This is a genomic window from Mediterraneibacter flintii (genome assembly GCF_055387595.1).
The window spans coordinates 3,650,522-3,667,655 of the sequence record NZ_AP031405.1 but is presented as its reverse complement, the minus strand read 5'-3'; the positions used below and the strand labels follow the sequence as shown (position 1 = coordinate 3,667,655).

Annotated in this window: 11 protein-coding genes; 7 read left to right on the top strand and 4 right to left on the bottom strand. The window is 40.6% G+C overall.

The window, feature by feature from the left end; translation table 11 throughout:
• Positions 1 to 333 precede the first annotated feature (333 nt).
• Entirely contained in the window at positions 334 to 1,251 is a 918-nt protein-coding gene (locus ACZ5C4_RS17385; RefSeq protein WP_464522086.1) for an Rpn family recombination-promoting nuclease/putative transposase, read from the top strand.
• Positions 1,252 to 1,841: 590 nt separating this feature from the next.
• Here the strand turns inward: ACZ5C4_RS17385 and treR are convergent.
• Positions 1,842 to 2,567 carry a trehalose operon repressor gene (gene treR, locus ACZ5C4_RS17380; protein WP_464522085.1) on the bottom strand — a complete coding sequence of 242 codons (726 nt, stop codon included), beginning with the start codon at positions 2,565 to 2,567 and terminating at the stop codon, positions 1,842 to 1,844.
• A 180-nt stretch (positions 2,568 to 2,747) separates the two neighbouring features.
• On the opposite strand from treR, the gene treP reads away from it, so the two are divergent.
• The 4 genes from treP (at position 2,748) to ACZ5C4_RS17360 (ending at position 10,483) form a co-directional block, all read left to right on the top strand.
• The gene (treP, locus tag ACZ5C4_RS17375) at positions 2,748 to 4,751 is read left to right on the top strand and encodes a PTS system trehalose-specific EIIBC component (RefSeq protein ID WP_464522084.1); all 2,004 of its coding nucleotides are present in this window, start codon (positions 2,748 to 2,750) and stop codon (positions 4,749 to 4,751) included.
• Between the two features lie 42 nt (positions 4,752 to 4,793).
• On the top strand, positions 4,794 to 6,464 hold the full coding sequence (gene treC / locus ACZ5C4_RS17370) for an alpha,alpha-phosphotrehalase (RefSeq protein ID WP_464522083.1): 1,671 nt from the start codon (positions 4,794 to 4,796) through the stop codon (positions 6,462 to 6,464).
• 942 nt (positions 6,465 to 7,406) lie between these two features.
• Positions 7,407 to 7,619, top strand: a complete 213-nt coding sequence (locus ACZ5C4_RS17365; protein WP_464522082.1) for a hypothetical protein — start codon at positions 7,407 to 7,409, stop codon at positions 7,617 to 7,619.
• Positions 7,620 to 7,756: 137 nt separating this feature from the next.
• Entirely contained in the window at positions 7,757 to 10,483 is a 2,727-nt protein-coding gene (locus ACZ5C4_RS17360; RefSeq protein WP_464522081.1) for an SHIRT domain-containing protein, read from the top strand.
• Positions 10,484 to 10,653: 170 nt separating this feature from the next.
• Here the strand turns inward: ACZ5C4_RS17360 and ACZ5C4_RS17355 are convergent, their stop codons facing one another.
• Genes ACZ5C4_RS17355 through ACZ5C4_RS17345 form a run of 3 tightly spaced genes read right to left on the bottom strand, consistent with a single transcriptional unit; the run spans position 10,654 to position 14,478 of the window.
• The gene (locus ACZ5C4_RS17355; protein WP_464522080.1) at positions 10,654 to 11,574 is read right to left on the bottom strand and encodes a glycosyltransferase family 2 protein; all 921 of its coding nucleotides are present in this window, start codon (positions 11,572 to 11,574) and stop codon (positions 10,654 to 10,656) included.
• A complete protein-coding gene (locus ACZ5C4_RS17350; RefSeq protein WP_464522079.1) occupies positions 11,567 to 11,959 on the bottom strand; it encodes a GtrA family protein in 393 nt (130 codons plus the stop codon). The genes ACZ5C4_RS17355 and ACZ5C4_RS17350 overlap by 8 nt, the downstream gene beginning before the upstream one ends.
• Positions 11,956 to 14,478: a YfhO family protein gene (locus ACZ5C4_RS17345; RefSeq protein WP_464522078.1), complete on the bottom strand. Its 2,523-nt coding sequence runs from the start codon at positions 14,476 to 14,478 to the stop codon at positions 11,956 to 11,958. Before ACZ5C4_RS17345 ends, ACZ5C4_RS17350 begins: the two co-directional genes overlap by 4 nt.
• Positions 14,479 to 14,672: 194 nt before the next feature.
• Between ACZ5C4_RS17345 and ACZ5C4_RS17340 the strand changes: the two genes are divergently transcribed.
• On the top strand, positions 14,673 to 15,380 hold the full coding sequence (locus ACZ5C4_RS17340) for a response regulator transcription factor (RefSeq protein WP_464522077.1): 708 nt from the start codon (positions 14,673 to 14,675) through the stop codon (positions 15,378 to 15,380).
• Positions 15,373 to 16,707, top strand: coding sequence for a sensor histidine kinase (locus tag ACZ5C4_RS17335; RefSeq protein ID WP_464522076.1), 1,335 nt, complete (start codon positions 15,373 to 15,375; stop codon positions 16,705 to 16,707). The genes ACZ5C4_RS17340 and ACZ5C4_RS17335 overlap by 8 nt, the downstream gene beginning before the upstream one ends.
• Positions 16,708 to 17,134 lie beyond the last annotated feature (427 nt).

Below are 17,134 nucleotides of genomic sequence, written 5' to 3'. Positions count from 1 at the left end.
ATTTTTGGAAAGGGAAGTATCTTAATTTCTTATATAAGGAATCTATATTCTAAAAATTTACATGTATCATTCTATTTATGTTCATCTGATGGACAATCGGTTTTCCGGCAGTTAGCTGTCTGGATATTCTGAATCTTTACCCAATGAAGCAAAAAAACTATTGTAAATAGCAGCTATTCTATTATGTGCGTTACCGGTGATTTATATATTTTTATGTCTGGCGTCGAATCTACGAAAAACACCATACAAGTTACCGTAAATGCTGCATGACTTAAGGGGAAAGTGTTGTAAAGTGTAAGGCTTTTCCCTATAATAAAAGGAGGAAAAGTAAATATGGAACAAAAACAAAAAACATTGAAGGATTTGAATCTGCTGGATCGTTTTCTATTCTCACAGGCTGCTGATGACCCGGATACGATGCGGGACATGCTGGAAATTATTCTGGGAAGGGAGGTTGTCTTAAAGCTCCTGCCCCAGACAGAAAAGGAGCAGCGTACCCATCCACTGAATCGGTATGTCCGGCTGGATGTCTGGGCAATGGACGAAGAGGAGCGCATATACAACACAGAGGTGCAGAGAGAGGATACAGGAAATCTGCCGAAGCGGAGCCGGTTTTATCAGGCGTTAATTGATTCCAACCTCTTAAAGCCAGGAGAAGTGGGGTTTCAAAGACTGAATCCCGTCTACATTATTCTTATCTGTCCCTTTGATCTGTTCGGCTATGGGTTATACCGATATACCTTCCAGATGCAGTGTAAGGAAGTTCCTGGATTGTCATTACAGGACGGCGCTGTTCGGATATTTTTAAATACTCACGGACAGCACACAGAAGGAGTACCACAAGAACTGATAGAGCTGTTAAGGTATATGGAGCATACCACAGAGGAGGTAAGTGCCTCTTGTACCAGTGAAAGGATACATAATATCCAGAAACGGATCCACGCCATCAAATCCAGTGAAAAGATTGGAGTGAAGTACATGCAGGCATGGGAAGAAAAGATATTAGAGCAGGAAAAAGCACGTGAAGAAGGGCGTAAGGAAGGCCTTGCTGAGGGGCTAAAAGAGGGGCGTACTGCAGGACTTTCAGAGGGACATGCTTCCGGTTTAAGAGAAGGTTTAGAACAAGGCGGTATACAAAAACTGCAGAAACAAGTAGAAAAGAAAATACAAAAAGGATATTCAGCAGAAGAGATAGCAGAAATGCTGGAAGAAGATATAGAAACTATTCAAAAATTAATAGAAGAAATATAAAATTAACTGACAAGAATACCTTCCTCGTCTGAAAGAAAAGCTTTAACAGAAGATACGCAAAACACTGTATTAGAACACAGGGCAGGACCCGCTTTACCTCATCCGTTCGAGTGGTTCTTGTCAATGCCCTGTTTATCTGACACAGTGTTTTTGCTGTCACTTCCATCCAGAAGTTTTTACTCCTCCATTCGGAAGATACCTTGGCAGTTAAATTTCATAAAAAAATCGGCTTCACGCTGCCATGAGTTCCCAATCAGAAAAATTTGTTTGCTTCCGATTGGAATATATAACAGTGTGAAGCCGATTTCTTCCGCCTGGAAATATAAACTTAAGCTGGCGAAAGTGTAAGCGCAAGAGGGCGTGTTTTGCAAAAGTGAGGAATTTTGGCGAAGCGCTGACGAACGTTGCAATACACGCCCTCTTGCGCGAACTATTTTTGTTAGCGTCCGCAGTGCCAGCTCAATTCCGCATACGCTCCATTTTGCTATCGGCAGTCGCCGAATGAAAAGAAACCGAAAGTCCCCTGCTTACATGCAAGCATGACGCAGGGCCCCTCTGTTCTTTTCGCACTGCTTGTTGCTTCGTTAAATTTATAATTTTTTTCTTGTTGCTATATCCTGGAAACGAAAGTAATCGGGGCGGTGTCGGGATTGGGTATATTCGAACTGTATTCCGTTATCATCGAATGTCTGATTTGATATAACCGCCATGCAATTATAATCTTTTAACTTTAAATAAGTTTCATCAATCTGTGTTACTTTCTCAACGGTCAGAGTTCTCTTACTTGTGGAGATAGTAAGATTCTTAGTGTTTTCCAGAAAATCATAAATAGAATGTCCTGCAATTTCTTCTGTCAACCCATCTGTCATTTCTTTTAGAAAATAATTGTGATCCAGAATAAGCGGCTCACCGTTTAAATACCGTAGACGCTGGATATAATATAAAACAGCTCCCTGTGGAAATCCGGTTTTTTTTGCAATTTTATAGTCTGCTGTCACCTCTGAAAACTGTAAGACCTTTGTGGAAGGCGTCTGGCCGTTACGCTCTGCTGATTCCTGGAACGATTCAATTCCTCCGACTGTAAAAGCAGTCTGCTCAATTGGCTGAAAAATATTGCGAACTCCTTTCCCGTGCATTGGCTGCACATACCCGTCTGAAGTTAATTCAAAAAGGGCTCTCCTTACGGTATTTCTTGAACAATCATACTCTTTTACTAAGGTATTTTCTGAAGGGAGGAGTTCTTGGTAAAGGTATACTTCTGTTTCAATTTTTTCTTTTAAATCTTTGTAAATATAATCATATTTAGCTTTAGGCATTTTTATTACCTCTTCTTGTTTAAACATCTAGAGAATATTATATAAACTTTTATTTTAATTTGCAAGTAAAATACATAATATTATATTGACATGTTTAAACAAGTGTGATATATTAAAGTTGTTCAAACAAGTTGGAACCGAAAGGATATAAGAGGAGAAGGAGAAAGGAAGGCGGATACGATGGGAAAATATGAAAACGATGTAAGACGTTTATTGACACTTGTCGGAGGAAAAGAGAATATCCAGGCAGTTTCCCACTGCATGACGAGAATGCGTTTTGTTTTGGCAGATCCCCAAAAAGCGGATGAAAAAGCGATTGAAGAACTGCCCAGCGTAAAAGGAACATTTACACAGGCAGGACAATATCAGGTAATTATCGGGAATGATGTATCTATATTTTATAACGAATTTACCGCTTACGCCGGCATAGAAGGGGTTAGTAAAGAAGCGGCAAAACAAGCGGCAAAAGGAAACCAGAATGTGATCCAGAAAATGATGAGTAACCTGGGTGAAATATTTGCGCCGATTATTCCCGCATTAATTTGCGGTGGTCTTGTTCTTGGATTTAGAAATATTATTGATGGAATTTATTTTTTTGATAACGGAACGAAGACATTGATTGATATTTCTCAGTTTTGGGCAGGCGTGGACTCCTTTCTCTGGCTTATTGGTGAAGCTGTATTCTGGCTGCTTCCTGTAGGAATTGTATGGTCGATTACAAAGAAAATGGGGACAACACAGATTCTTGGTATTATACTTGGACTGACGCTGATATCATCTCAGCTTTTAAATGGATTCGATGTAGCGTCTACTCCTGCAAAGGATATACCTGTTTGGGATTTCGGGTTTGCTAAGGTACAGATGATTGGGTACCAGGGACAGGTTATCGCAGCTATGCTGGCAGGATTTGTGCTTGTTTATCTGGAAAAATTCTTCCGAAAAATCTGCCCTGCGGTTATCAGTATGATTGTTGTTCCATTCTGCTCACTGGTTCCTGCGGTATTTATTGCACATATGGTAGTTGGGCCAATCGGCTGGACGATTGGAAACGCAATCGGAGACGTTGTGTATGCCGGCCTGACATCTGACTTCCGTTTTGTATTTGCTGGAATTTTTGGATTATTATATGCACCGGTTGTTATGACAGGACTTCATCATATGACAAATGCCATTGATTCCCAGCTTCTTGCTTCTCCGGCTAAAAGTACCATTTTGTGGCCTATGATTGCCCTCTCCAATATTGCACAAGGCTCCAGTGTATTAGCAATGAGCTTTATACAGAAAAAGAATGAACGTGCACAGCAGGTCAATGTTCCAGCGTGTATTTCCTGTTATCTGGGAGTAACAGAACCGGCATTGTTTGGTGTCAATTTAAAATACGGATTTCCGCTTGTATGCGGCATGATTGGCTCGGCGGTTGCGGCAATGATTTCAGTAGGATTCGGTGTAGAGGCTTTGAGTATTGGTGTAGGAGGTCTGCCGGGAATCCTTTCTATTAAACCGCAATATTATCTAATTTTCCTTTTGGCAATGGCAGCGGCGATCGTGATTCCTTTTATTTTAACATTCATTGTAGGAAAAATCAGGTTGTCTGATGCGGATAAATATGGAAATACAGCGGATTCAAATGACATAGAAAAAACTGTGGGAGAAGAATCAAAAGGAATTTCTATAACAGAAGGCATTCACAATGAGGGTGCAGCAGGAAATGAGGAAAATACAGTTTCTGACGGAGAGCTAAAAGCTATATTAAGTGGAAAGGTAATACCAATTGAAGAAGTACCGGATGATGTTTTCTCACAAAAAATTATGGGAGACGGTATTGCATTTGAACCAGAGAATACGGTCGTAACGGCGCCTGCAGATGCAGAAGTCAGTGTAGTTATGGCTGAGACGGGGCATGCATGTGGACTGACACTGACCAATGGAATGGAGCTGCTGATACATGTAGGTGTAGATACAGTAGATATGAATGGAGAAGGTTTTAAACTTCTTGTAAAAGAGGGAGATCATGTAAAACAGGGTGACGCTCTTATAGAATTCGAACCAGAAAAAATCAAGGAAGCGGGGCATCCCTGCACGACGATGTTAATTGTAACTGCCCAGGGAAAGGCTTCAGAGGTAAATATGCATACCGGTATAGAAGCGACAGCAGGGAAAACAACAATCATTTCTTATAAATAGGGAACGGACGTCCTATAATCTATAGAGAGAAAGGAATTGACAATGTCCATGAAAACAGATTTCAGAAAAAGTACAGTTTATCAGATTTATCCCAAATCTTTCTGTGACAGCAATCAGGATGGAGTAGGGGACTTAAGAGGCATTATATCAAAATTAGACTATATAAAAGAACTAGGCGTGGATTATATATGGATGACTCCGTTTTTTGTATCTCCTCAAAATGATAATGGATATGATGTGGAAGATTATTATCAGATTGATTCTAGATATGGAACGATGCAAGATGTGGAGGAATTGATAGAAGAAGCGGATAAACGCAATATTAAGCTTATGTTCGACATGGTTTTTAATCATGTGTCAACCAGACATGAATGGTTTCAAAAAGCAATGGAAGGAGATCCATACTATAAAGATTTCTTCTTTTTCCGGAAAGGTAAGGAAAACGGAGAGCCTCCTACGAACTGGGAAAGCAAATTCGGTGGCAGTGCATGGGAATACTTGGAAAAATTTGATGAATATTATCTGCATTTGTTTGACGTAACACAGGCAGACTTAAACTGGGACAACGAAAATGTGCGCAGAGAGATACAGAAAATTGTAAAATTCTGGATGGATAAAGGAGTAAAGGGCTTTCGTTTTGACGTAATAAATTTAATCAGCAAAGGAGCATTTGAAGATGACACTTTGGGGGACGGAAGAAAATATTATACAGACGGCCCTAATATTCACAAATATCTAAAAGAACTGCACGATATGACATTCGGCACAGACGCGGAGATTGTAACCGTCGGCGAAATGTCCAGTACTTCTATTGAAAACTGTTATGATTATGCGGGAGAAAAGACCGGCGAATTATCTATGGTATTTAGTTTTCACCATTTAAAGGTAGATTTCATGGGAAACGAAAAATGGGTACTGGTACCGGCAGATTTTAGAAAGTTAAAGCATATCCTTTTTGAATGGCAGACAAAAATGGAGGCACACCATGCCTGGAATGCACTGTTTTGGTGTAACCATGATCAGCCCAGAGTCGTTTCACGCTTTGGAGATGAAGGAAAATACTGGAAAGAATCTGCAAAAATGCTTGCGACAATGATACATCTTATGCGTGGTACGCCGTATATTTATCAAGGAGAAGAAATAGGGATGACAAATGCGGGGTTCACAGATATTTCTCAGTATCGGGATGTGGAAAGCCTGAATCATTTTCGCATTTTACAGGAGAAAGGATTGACAAAATCAGATGCTTACCGCATATTGCAGATACATTCCCGCGACAACAGCCGCACGCCTATGCAATGGGATACATCTGCACATGCAGGTTTTACTGGAAGTGAGAAAACACAGCCATGGATATCTGTAAATCCGAATTATACACATATAAACGCCGCACAGCAGATGGAAGAGGAAGATTCTATTTTCTGTTACTACAAAAAATTAGTTGCTCTAAGAAAAGAATTAGATATTATTGCTTATGGCTCTATAGAACCATTGGACATCAGCCATCCTTGCATATTTGCATATAAGAGGACTTATGAGGAGCAGGAGATGCTTGTCGTGGCTAACTTTTACGGAAGAGACTGCGAGTGGAAATATAAGACAGAGTTAAAAGACTTTCAGTGCATTTTAAGTAACTATAAAAACATAAGAAAACCAGAAAATAACATATGGAAATTACAACCATATGAAACACAAGTATGGTATAAAATATAAATTTAACGAAGCAACAAGCAGTGCGAAAAGAATAGGAAGACTCTGTGTCATGCTTGCATGTAAGCAGAAGTTTGTCTGTTTTTTTTCATTCGGCGACCGCCGATAGCGAAATGAAGCGTATGCGAAATTGAGCTGGCACTGCGGAAGCTGACAAAATGCATTCCTTGTCTGTTAGAAAAATTTTAATAGAAGGTACGCAAAAACACTGTATCAGAACACAGGGCAAGACCCGCTTTACCTCATCCGTTCGAGTGGTTCTAAGTACAAAGCATCTGTGTGTCCATTGGAACACGCAGATGCCCTGTACTAAGAACCAGGCGAACTGTATTCGGAACGCTCCTTGTCAATGCCCTGCTTATCTGACACAGTGTTTTTGCTGTCACTTCCAGTCAGAAGTTTTTCCCCGCCATTCGGAAGGCACTTTGTTAGTTAAATTTACTTTAAAAGAAATTGACTTCACGCTGCCACGAATTCCCAACCAGAAAAATTTGTTTACTTCCGATTGGAATATATAGCAGCGTGAAGTCGGTTCTTTTCTGTCTGAAATTATAAACTTAAGCTAGCGAAAGTGTAAGCGCAAGAGGGAGTGTGTTGCAAAAGTGAGGAATTTCGGCGAAGCCCTGACGAACGTTGCAATACACTCCCTCTTGCGCGAATCATTTCGTCAATTTCCGCAGTGCCAGCTCAATTTCGCTATCGGCAGTCGCCAAATGAAAAGAAGCAGACAAACTTCTGTTTACATGCAAGCATGACACAGAGTTTGCCTGTTCTTTTCGCACTGCTTGTTGCTTCGTTAAATTTATATATAGATATTTATGCCTATGAAAAAGGGGAAAACTATCAGAAGTAAGTAAAAATAAATATTTACTTTATTCTTTTAATCCTATATAATACTCATGGAATCTTAATGAGTGGAAATATGAAAAAAAGGGGTTGACAGTCATGTTTAGAAGCTGGCACGCTGGTGACAGACAGACAGACAGACAGACAGACAGACAGACAGACAGACAGACAGACAGACAGACAGACAGACAGACAGACAGACAGACAGACAGACAGACAGACAGACAGACAGACAGACAGACAGACAGACAGACAGACAGACAGACAGACAGACAGACAGACAGACAGACAGACAGACAGACAGTAAGGTAACGTCTGCCCTTTTTTGCGTACAATTAAAGAAAACTACGGAAAAGAAGCATAGTTATTTCATGTGTGTATACATGAGATTTCTATGCTTTTTTGCGTCTTAAGATTCCATTTATCACCATAAGGGAAAGGAGTAAAAAATGAGCAAAATCAAGAGGAGCCTGGCGATGCTGCTGGCATTTTTCATGGTTGCGGTAAGTATTGCCGGTGTAACTCCTGTTTATGCACAGGAGGCAGAAACGAGTGGGTATCAGATAAAGAGCACTTATGATGAAGAACAGAATAATATGTGGCAGATAGCTGAAAAGGGAGCTTACGGCGTTTTGTATGAATTTAAATGTGGAACAAGAGGCGCTAGCCTGCCAGACGCGGTAACCGACCAACTTCCGCTTGATGAAAAAATGTATGCTATGGGAGCGTCGGTATCAGCTATTTTGCCGGAAGAGAAAGAAATTATAGGGCCAAAGAACAATGCGTCTAATGCGCCCATGGGTGTATGGAAATTCACTGGTTATGATGCGGATTCAAAGGTTGTGAGTGACGATACTTTAGAAAGTGGAAAAGATTCCAGCGATTCGAAGCTATATGTTATCTTCACAGGGACATGGACATTTACCGTAAATCAATATGATGTGAGCTATGAGTTTGTAGCGTCGGACAGCAGCAAACAGCTGCCAAAGGGCGTAACCGATCAGAAACCGGCTGCAGAAACAGACAAGGTAACACATGGAAAGACTGCAAAGCCTTCTAAGAGCAGCTTTAAAGAAGTGAAAGATGACGACGGAAAATGGGTATTTAAAGGATGGGATCCACAGGAAGTCCAGAATGTAACAGCAGATGTTATATTTACGGGAACATGGGAATATGTATCAAATACATATAAAGTAACCTATGTATTCGAGACAGAAGAGAATAAAGACCTCCCAGCTTCTGTTACAAGTCAGCTTCCTCCGGAAGAAACCCATGTCAAGGGCGATAAAGTTTCTATGCCTGTGTTAGACGAAGAAGAGATTTCTGCGGAGGACGGTGTCTGGACCTTTGACGGATGGGATTATGACGAAGTAGAAGTTGAGACAGAGGATATTATTGTCACAGGTACATGGAGCTTTGCGCCTTACCAATATATCGTCAGCTATGAATTCAAATCGGCTTCAGATAAAGGACTGCCTAAGGAAATCACAGCTCTGCTGCCGGTGCCTGAACCAAAAAATCATGGAGAAAAGGTAACTCCGCCAGAGCCGGACGAGACCCGGATTGAGGCGGAGGATCAGAAAGGAATCTGGTTCTTTAAGGGGTGGTCTCCGAAAGAGGTAGACAGTATCAAAGCCAACCAAAAGTTTATTGGTACATGGAAGTTTTATGAATACCAGGAAGTTATCGCAAAAAATTTGACGGCTTATGAAGGGGGATTGGGAAGCAACAACAGCACAACAACAGGAGACGCGCTTCCTGAACCTACATGGGCAGCCCAGATGAACGGACATACAGTAACCGTTGATGGAAACGAATGGGACGTTAGTAAAAAGGGACTTCCCTTTGCATGGAACTATGTGGATAAAGACGGGAAAAAAGTAGAAAATTCAGCGACCGTTGGTGTATATGCACTGCATGTCTATCCATTAGCGGAGCTGAAAGGAAAAGATGTTATTATAGATGACAAATATGTGCTTTGTCTTTCCGAAGATGGTGTACAGGCAGGAACTGTCAATGTAAGAGACGTTACAGATAACGAAAATGCAGACACGCTTTCTACAGATACATTTAAGAATGTATATAACCATGAATCTCCTCAGGATATACAAGCCTCTTCTTTCCGCAGTATGACAGGGCAGGCGGCTTTGTCCGAAGGAAGCGCTCTTGACGGTGTATTTGACGCTGTGACCGGCACACATACAGATGCATGCGATCCCGAAGAACCGCATGCCCATGTAAAAGAGGGAACAACCTTCTTAAAAAATGGAGATCCGGATATGCCGGTGGGAAAAAATGCGAAGATTGGTCTGCTGTGGGATAACCTTCTGGAAAATGTACTGGGCCAGCCGGCGCGTGTAGAAAAGCTGCATGAAAAGAGTCTGGACGCCATTGATAAAGATACGTTTGACTTAGACGGTACGCTCCACAAGGATTTTAAGTATATTGACCTTGTGGATATGACAGACGGAAATATATGGGTAGGAACCAGACAAAATGACGTAACGGTCTACTATCCATATCCAGAGGGAGTCGATAAAGAGGATACAATTACTGTCACATGGTATGAAGGGTTGACGCGGGATTACACGATCGATATGACAGACAGTGATCTGGATGATGAAATTGATAAGACGAACGCGCATACTGTCAATAATTTAAGAAAGACAGAGACAGGTATCCTGTTTGACGTACCTTCTAAGCAGTTTGGCCCTATTGAAGTAATGTGGCAGAAGTCCTATGCACCTGCTTATGAATTCATCAGTGGAACAAAGGGAAAAGAACTGCCGCAGAGTATTAAGGATTCGGCGCCGAAAGCCGACCGGGAATATACAGAAGGTGTCGCGATTACAGCGCCGGAGGTTACTTCAAAAGAAGTGAAAACAGAAGATGGCGTATGGACATTCCAGAAATGGGACGCGGACAGCAAAGTTTCAGCGGAAGGCGTAAAATTTACAGGAATATGGACATATGAAAAAAATACAAGTATGACGGATGACGTTCCGGATAAAGGAAATATTAACTCATCAAAACCGTCTGTACCTGGTAAAGCACAGGGAACAGACAGCCCGACAACGGGAGACAATACGAATCTTACGTTGTGGAGTTCCATTCTCTTGGCGTCGGTATTGCTTCTGGCCGTACTGCTTGAAATAAGAAGGAAAAAGAAAGAGTAAGATTTCCTAAAATAATTGACAGAGTAAGAAAAATTTCAGCCCCCAATTTACATTACAAATAAATGGAGGGGGTATATACAGCGGTCTGATTTTCAGGCCGCTGTTCATTTGTCAGAGTATTAGTTCCTAAGGGCCTCCCGTTCCATGATGGCATACAGTAATGTAGACTCCTAGAACCCTTCCGTCTTTTTTATTATGTATATAGGTCTCTTTTTACTTTCCATATAATCTTTGGAGATATACTGCCCCAGTATGGACAGGAACAACAGTTGGACTGCATTTAGAAACAGGATAAGACAGACAATTAACCCTGTACCGTTTAATCCATGACCGGTAAGGAGAAGAAGCAGGGCAGTCAAAAAAGTAAAAAGGAGCAGTAAGCCGCCTGTGGTTCCGGCAAGAGTGGCTGGAGCAGAAGAAAAGGAAAGAATTCCGTTTACGGCATATTGAAAAAGGCTGCCAAAATTCCATTTTGTCTCGCCTGCCGCGCGTTCCACATTGCGGAATGGAATCCATTTTGTATCAAATCCTACAAAGGAGAAGATGCCTTTCATATATCGGTTATATTCCTTGAACTCCAGTATAGAGTCGGCGACCATACGGTTCATCATGCGGTAATCTCCGGCTCCGTCTGCCATATTCAAGTCACAGAGTTTATTTATGATTTTATAAAAGCAGCGGGACAAAGCATTGCGCAGATGGCCTTCTCCTGTCCGATCCTCTCTAAAGCCTGCACAGCAGTCATACCCTTCTGTTTTTAACACGCGATACATTTCTGCTAAAAGAGCAGGGGGATGCTGAAGATCTGCATCCATAAAGACGCAGTAGTTTCCAGACGCATTTTTTAATCCGGCGTACATAGCGGCTTCTTTTCCGAAATTGCGTGAAAAAGAGATGAATTTACATCGGTTGTCCTTATAGACGAGAGTTTGGAGAATCTCTTGCGTATGATCGCTGCTGCCGTCATTTACGAAGATGAACTCAAAGGCAGCGCCGGAAATAGGTTCTATTGCTTTGACAGTTTCCCGATAAAAAGCGGGAAGTACTTTTTCTTCATTAAAACAAGGAACAATTACACTTATTTTATCCATGACAAATTTCCTCCTTTTTAAAAATGCCATACTTGCATAAAAAATAGTTTGCCAGTACAGTGATTACGCTGACACAGATCTTTGCCGGCAAAGGCGGCAGAAAGAGCTTCTGGACAGAAAACCACAGAAGCGTATTTTCTACAAGCAATGTAAGAAAGCGCAAAGCGACAAAGGACAAAAACTGGCGTCTCGGGTTATTTCTGGAATGAAAGACCCATTTCCGGTTTAGCAAATATGCGGTAAGGACAGCGCCAATCCAAGAGAGGCTGTTTGCTATAAGATAAGCAGGTGTGAATACCAGTAGGAGGAGGTATAAAGTATAATTGACCGCGGTTGTCAAACTTCCGCTTAACAGATAGGTGATAAATTCTTTTCTATGCTTCATAATGTATTCCTTTCTTGCATGTTCCATCTTATAAATAAAAACAGATAAAAAATAAGGGCGGTGATACTGAGCAGACAGCCGGCCGTCCTGCCGGGCGGATAAAACAAAACCTGAACGGTATGGGTGCCTTTTGAAAGCTCTGTGCCTGCAAAGGCTTCATTGACGGTTAGAAGAGGTACGCTCTGCCCGTCTACAAGTATCTTAAGACCGTTTTGCAGAGGAATAGAGGTCGCAAAGTACCCGTCTGTATCTGTCTCAATCGTTCCGGACAGGAGTGTATCAGCTTCAAACAGACGATTGGTATCTGCCGGGAGCTCTTTGCTGTATAGTTTAAGAGGAAGAAACGTTTTCTGCGAAAAAATGGTCTTGGGAAGCGTACTCCACTGTATATTTTTTAAAAGGTAAGTACCTTTCGAAAAGGTGATTTCTAATGTATCTGCTTTATTCGGTGAAAGCTGATAATGAAACGTATCGTTGCCGTTAGGATACGGCGCTGAGGCTCCTGAAAGTTTATTCCGTATCTGATTGATGTCAATGACAACGGCATGGCTTCCCTTATTTACCACCTGAAATTCAAGCAAAAGAATTTGGTCGGGCGCCGGATTGAGAAGAGAAAGCGATAGCGTACTTTCAGAAGAAGCCCGTACAAGGATACCATTTTCAGTTTTTTTCAACCGCAAAGAATCGGGCAGGGTAAGGCTGTCCCATAAGGGGGTAAAAGATCTTCGCTGGAAGGTGACGTCCTGTTTCTGGATATTTTCTTTTTCTGGAGGAGTATCTATTACAGTAAATTTTGTTATAGCTTCTAATTGTTCTGCTTGACTGAAAGCTTGAAACTGTTCCTGGCTGATGCAGTTATCTGTAAAATAACCAATCGGAAGGACTTCTTCATTTTCTGCGATTACATGTTCTCCAGATGTTTGTAGTATTTTATAGCCTGCCGGTACAGTGTCTTTCGTAGCTTCTATATAACGTATGCCGAGCAAATGCAGAAGAAAAGGATTGTCTGTGCTTAAAAGGGCAGTTTTATTATTAATCTGAACAGGAGTCTGCAAAATATCGTAGTACACATGCAGATATTTCTGATTTGTAACAGAAGAATACATTGTGCTTTTAGGCTGCCGGACATTGGGAAGCTGGTTACAATTTGTAAGCGGCTCGGTAAGCGTGTCAAATCGGTATAAGGGAGAAAACTTAAGTTCATTTGTCTTTTGTACAGAAAAGGCTTCGTCTGTTTGTCCCTTTTTAACAAAATTATCCGTACGTGCGGTCTGTATGAATAAGAGACAGGGCATTACAAGAAGAAGCAGCAGGCTGTATTTTGCCAGCTTTTGACGGGCAAAGGCCACTGTAAAAAGAAAAACAAACAAAAAACCTATATCCAAAAGAACGAAAGAAAAGCGTTCCTTTTGCCAGGAAAAACAGGCAATTATGATGAAAAGCGGAAAGGGAAACAAAAATGTAAGCCGTGACGTGTCTGTTTTCTTTTGTTCTGTTATAAGATTTTGCAAAATCTGTACTGTGTGCAAAAGAATAAGAGGGACAAAAGGAATGAGTATTTTCGTTCGCGGGTATAGTGTCAGATTTAGCAAATAGGGGATAAAACACCAACAGGAAACAGCCAGATAGAGAACACTGTTTTTAAAAAATACCTTTTGAGTAAGCCCTGTCAGAAGCGCGTAAAGGGAAAGTATCGTCAGTCCCATTCCATAGGGGCTGTATAAAAGTCCACTCATAGTAAAGTCTGGAGCAAGGATTTCCAGAAGCGGCGCAGCGCTAAGAGAACGTCTGTGTTCCAGAAGAACGAGCGCAGTAGGAAGCAGAAGGGCAGCAGCCATAGCGCTGGCTAATACGATAGAGCCTGACAAGGATTTAAAAAATAAGGAACGGAAAAATCCGTTTTTTCGGATTTCATATATTTCTTTCTGATACCAGTACCATGCGATAACAACCATACAGGAAACAGAAAAATAAAAGCTGTGCAGATAAATCAAAAACAGGCAGAGAGGAAGAAAGCGAATTTTTTTCTTTTGTATGCACAAAAGAGCAAGCAGAAGGAAAGGCAGGTAGTTTATGAACATAATCTGTCTGTGAGCATGAAAAAAACAGGCGGCAGTCAGGAAAAGCACAGAAGCACACCATGATAAGAAACGGTCTTTCGTTTCTCCTTGTATCCACCAGAAAAACAACAGCATTGCGAAAAGGCAGGAAACTAAAATATAACCGATAAGAAGAAAACGCATGGGAATATCCTGAAACAGGCAGCCAATCAGTATATCAGGTCTTAGAAAGCCATAATAGGAGAAAAGATAAGCATTACTTCCTCCGCCCAGATTTAGTGATACCGGAAGCAATGTTTTTTGTTCCACACAGGCATTGCGGATCGTCTCGGCCAGAGAGACATGCTGGCTTAACCAGTCTGTATTGGAACCAAATATACAGCCGTCAGGCAGGCATAAAAGTGTGACGGCGGCAAAAATAAAACATAAGGATGTAAGATAAATCAGATTCTTTTTCAAAATGCAATCTCCTTTTCAGTATTTACAGGTAATATCTTAAAGAGAGATTCTTAAAATATGCCGAAAGTAAATCTAAAGAATTCTTAAGATAAAATACAGTTCTCTTAAAAAAGTGTATAATTGAGAAGAGGATTAAGATACAGGGCGAAAAGGGCACATGACCGGGCCTGTATAAAAAGCGGGGTAATGTAGATATGCAGACGAGAGATGCAAGAATACTGATTGTAGATGACAATCCTGAAATACGGGAAATTATTCAGATACTGCTGGGAGGAGAAGGATATACGGTAGAAGGGGCGAAGGATGGACATACAGCGCTTGAGCTTCTTTCAGAGGAAAATTACGATTTAATTATTTTGGATATTATGATGCCGGGAATGAACGGATATAAGACGTGTGTAGAAATAAGAAAAATAAGTAACACTCCTATCTTGTTTTTAAGTGCCAAAACGCAGGAGGGAGATAAAACATTGGGATTTTCAAGCGGAGGGGACGACTATCTGGTGAAACCCTTTTCTTACAATGAGCTGATAAGCAGAGCGAAGGCTTTGATACGGCGTTATCAGGTTTACAGAGGAAAAGAGGAAGGAAAAAAAGAAACAGAAGCTATCCGCTGCCGCGATATAGAAATTCATATGGAATCCCGCAGTGTGTATAAAAACGGCGCCAGAATAGAACTGACAGATACAGAATATGAAATGCTGGTTTTGATGGTGAAAAGGCAAGGCACAGTTTTTTCGGCGCAGAGTCTGTACGAAAATGTCTGGAATGAACCATATTATTATGGGGCAAATAATACCGTTATGGTCCATATCAGAAATTTGCGCAGAAAACTGGAGGAAGATCCTAAAAACCCACAGCTTATCCGTACAATATGGGGAAGGGGGTACCGGTGTGGTTAAAATAAAAATCCGGCTGAAGCTAATCGGCATTGTTTTATTTATGGCCGCATGCAGCTTGCTTTTATACCAATATCTTTGGAAAAATCAGGACAAAGTGTGCGAATTTATGGAAGAATACGGAATCATACAAAAATGGGACGAAAAGGCATTTTTGGACAAAGTGGCACAGGAGGCGTTAAAGTATACTGTACCGGATAAGGAAGTAGATGTAACAGAAGATGCGTATAAAGAAATGCAGCCTTTTTTTGATTCGGTATGTGATACATATACTTCTGTGTCTATTTATGGAGAGGATGACGGATTGTTTCGGATTGGCAGAGGGGCTCCTGTGTTAAATAAACTGGTCTATCGTTCGATTTTAGCGAATGGAACAGACATACTGGGAGAAATCCATGCGTATACTCCGGTAGAATTTCAAAATGGTACCTATGAGGTGGCATATGCATGTTATTACAGGACACAGTATGTGTATCCTTATATCACCGTAAGCATTTGTCTGTGCGTGCTTATTTTTATTGCAGGTATATTTATTTTTGCAAATCGATTGATAAAACGTATACTTACAATAAAAAGAGAGGTTTTGCTTATGGCGTCTGGAGACTTGTCGCATCCTGTGCCTAAATGCGGCAATGATGAAATCGGCGTTCTGGCTGAGGAGCTAAATGGTCTTCGTACGGCATTGGACGACAACATACAGAAAGAGGCGGCGAGCAGAAAGGCAAATCAGGATTTGATTACGGCGATGTCCCATGACTTGAGAACACCTCTTACAATTCTTCAAGGCTATCTGGAAGTATTGAAGTTAAAAAGATACAGTCCGGATATGGCAGAAGAATATATAAACCGGTGCCTGCAAAAGACAAAGGATATAAAGGAAATGACCGATCGGATGTTTGAATATGCGCTGGTATTTGAAGAGACAGAGAGCCCGGAGCTGATACCTCTTTCCTATAACGTGATTTATAACTTACTGAATGAAAATTGTGATTTTATAACACTGGCAGGCTTTAAAGTAGAAAGGGAAATCATAAGAACAGAGGGCTCCTTATTGGGAGATGAAATTATGTTAAAACGTATTTTCAGCAATCTGTTTTCTAATATACTGAAATATGGAGAAAAGAAAAATCCTGTTATTGTCCGGTGTCAGATAAAAAGCGGAAAAATGGAAGTATTTTTAATCAATACGGTGAAAGCAGAGCATGCAGAAATAGAAAGCAACAGAATCGGGCTGAAAAGTACAGAGAAGATGGTGCAGCTTCATAGGGGGCAGCTGTACCAGTCTGAAGAAAATAATATATATACAGTACAGATTCAATTAGAAGTATAAATATATTTTTTCAGAATTGTCAGAATGAATTTTAGGAAGCACCTAAATATAGTTGATAAAAAGGAAGATAAATACAATAAATTGATTAAATAATCTGAAAATTTTATATAAATAATACAATTATAAATTTATTTTAATAAAAAACAAAAAATAAATTGACAAATAAAAGATCCTGTGCTATTATGTAATCAATCCAAAAGAGATACAAGATTATTTAAGGAAACATCTCAAAAGGATATTTATCTAAAAGAACAAAGGATGTTCGATTAGGTTAAAAATACAGAGCAAGGAGGCAAGGGTCCAATGGACAGTATATCGTCATTTACAAATCAATATATCAGTGGTATGGCAAATGAAGGTTCCTGTGAAGAAAGAGACCTTTACCATAATAAATAAAACATCCAGAAAAATAGAATGAAAAAATGAA

What these genes read in the sequence shown, in the direction of transcription:
- ACZ5C4_RS17355 (WP_464522080.1), bottom strand. Translation starts at nt 11,574, where the DNA reads ATGGATAAAATAAGTGTAATTGTTCCTTGTTTTAATGAAGAAAAAGTA.
- ACZ5C4_RS17360 (WP_464522081.1), top strand. Translation starts at nt 7,757, where the DNA reads ATGAGCAAAATCAAGAGGAGCCTGGCGATGCTGCTGGCATTTTTCATG.
- treC (WP_464522083.1), top strand. Translation starts at nt 4,794, where the DNA reads ATGTCCATGAAAACAGATTTCAGAAAAAGTACAGTTTATCAGATTTAT.
- treR (WP_464522085.1), bottom strand. Translation starts at nt 2,567, where the DNA reads ATGCCTAAAGCTAAATATGATTATATTTACAAAGATTTAAAAGAAAAA.
- ACZ5C4_RS17340 (WP_464522077.1), top strand. Translation starts at nt 14,673, where the DNA reads ATGCAGACGAGAGATGCAAGAATACTGATTGTAGATGACAATCCTGAA.
- treP (WP_464522084.1), top strand. Translation starts at nt 2,748, where the DNA reads ATGGGAAAATATGAAAACGATGTAAGACGTTTATTGACACTTGTCGGA.
- ACZ5C4_RS17350 (WP_464522079.1), bottom strand. Translation starts at nt 11,959, where the DNA reads ATGAAGCATAGAAAAGAATTTATCACCTATCTGTTAAGCGGAAGTTTG.
- ACZ5C4_RS17385 (WP_464522086.1), top strand. Translation starts at nt 334, where the DNA reads ATGGAACAAAAACAAAAAACATTGAAGGATTTGAATCTGCTGGATCGT.
- ACZ5C4_RS17365 (WP_464522082.1), top strand. Translation starts at nt 7,407, where the DNA reads ATGTTTAGAAGCTGGCACGCTGGTGACAGACAGACAGACAGACAGACA.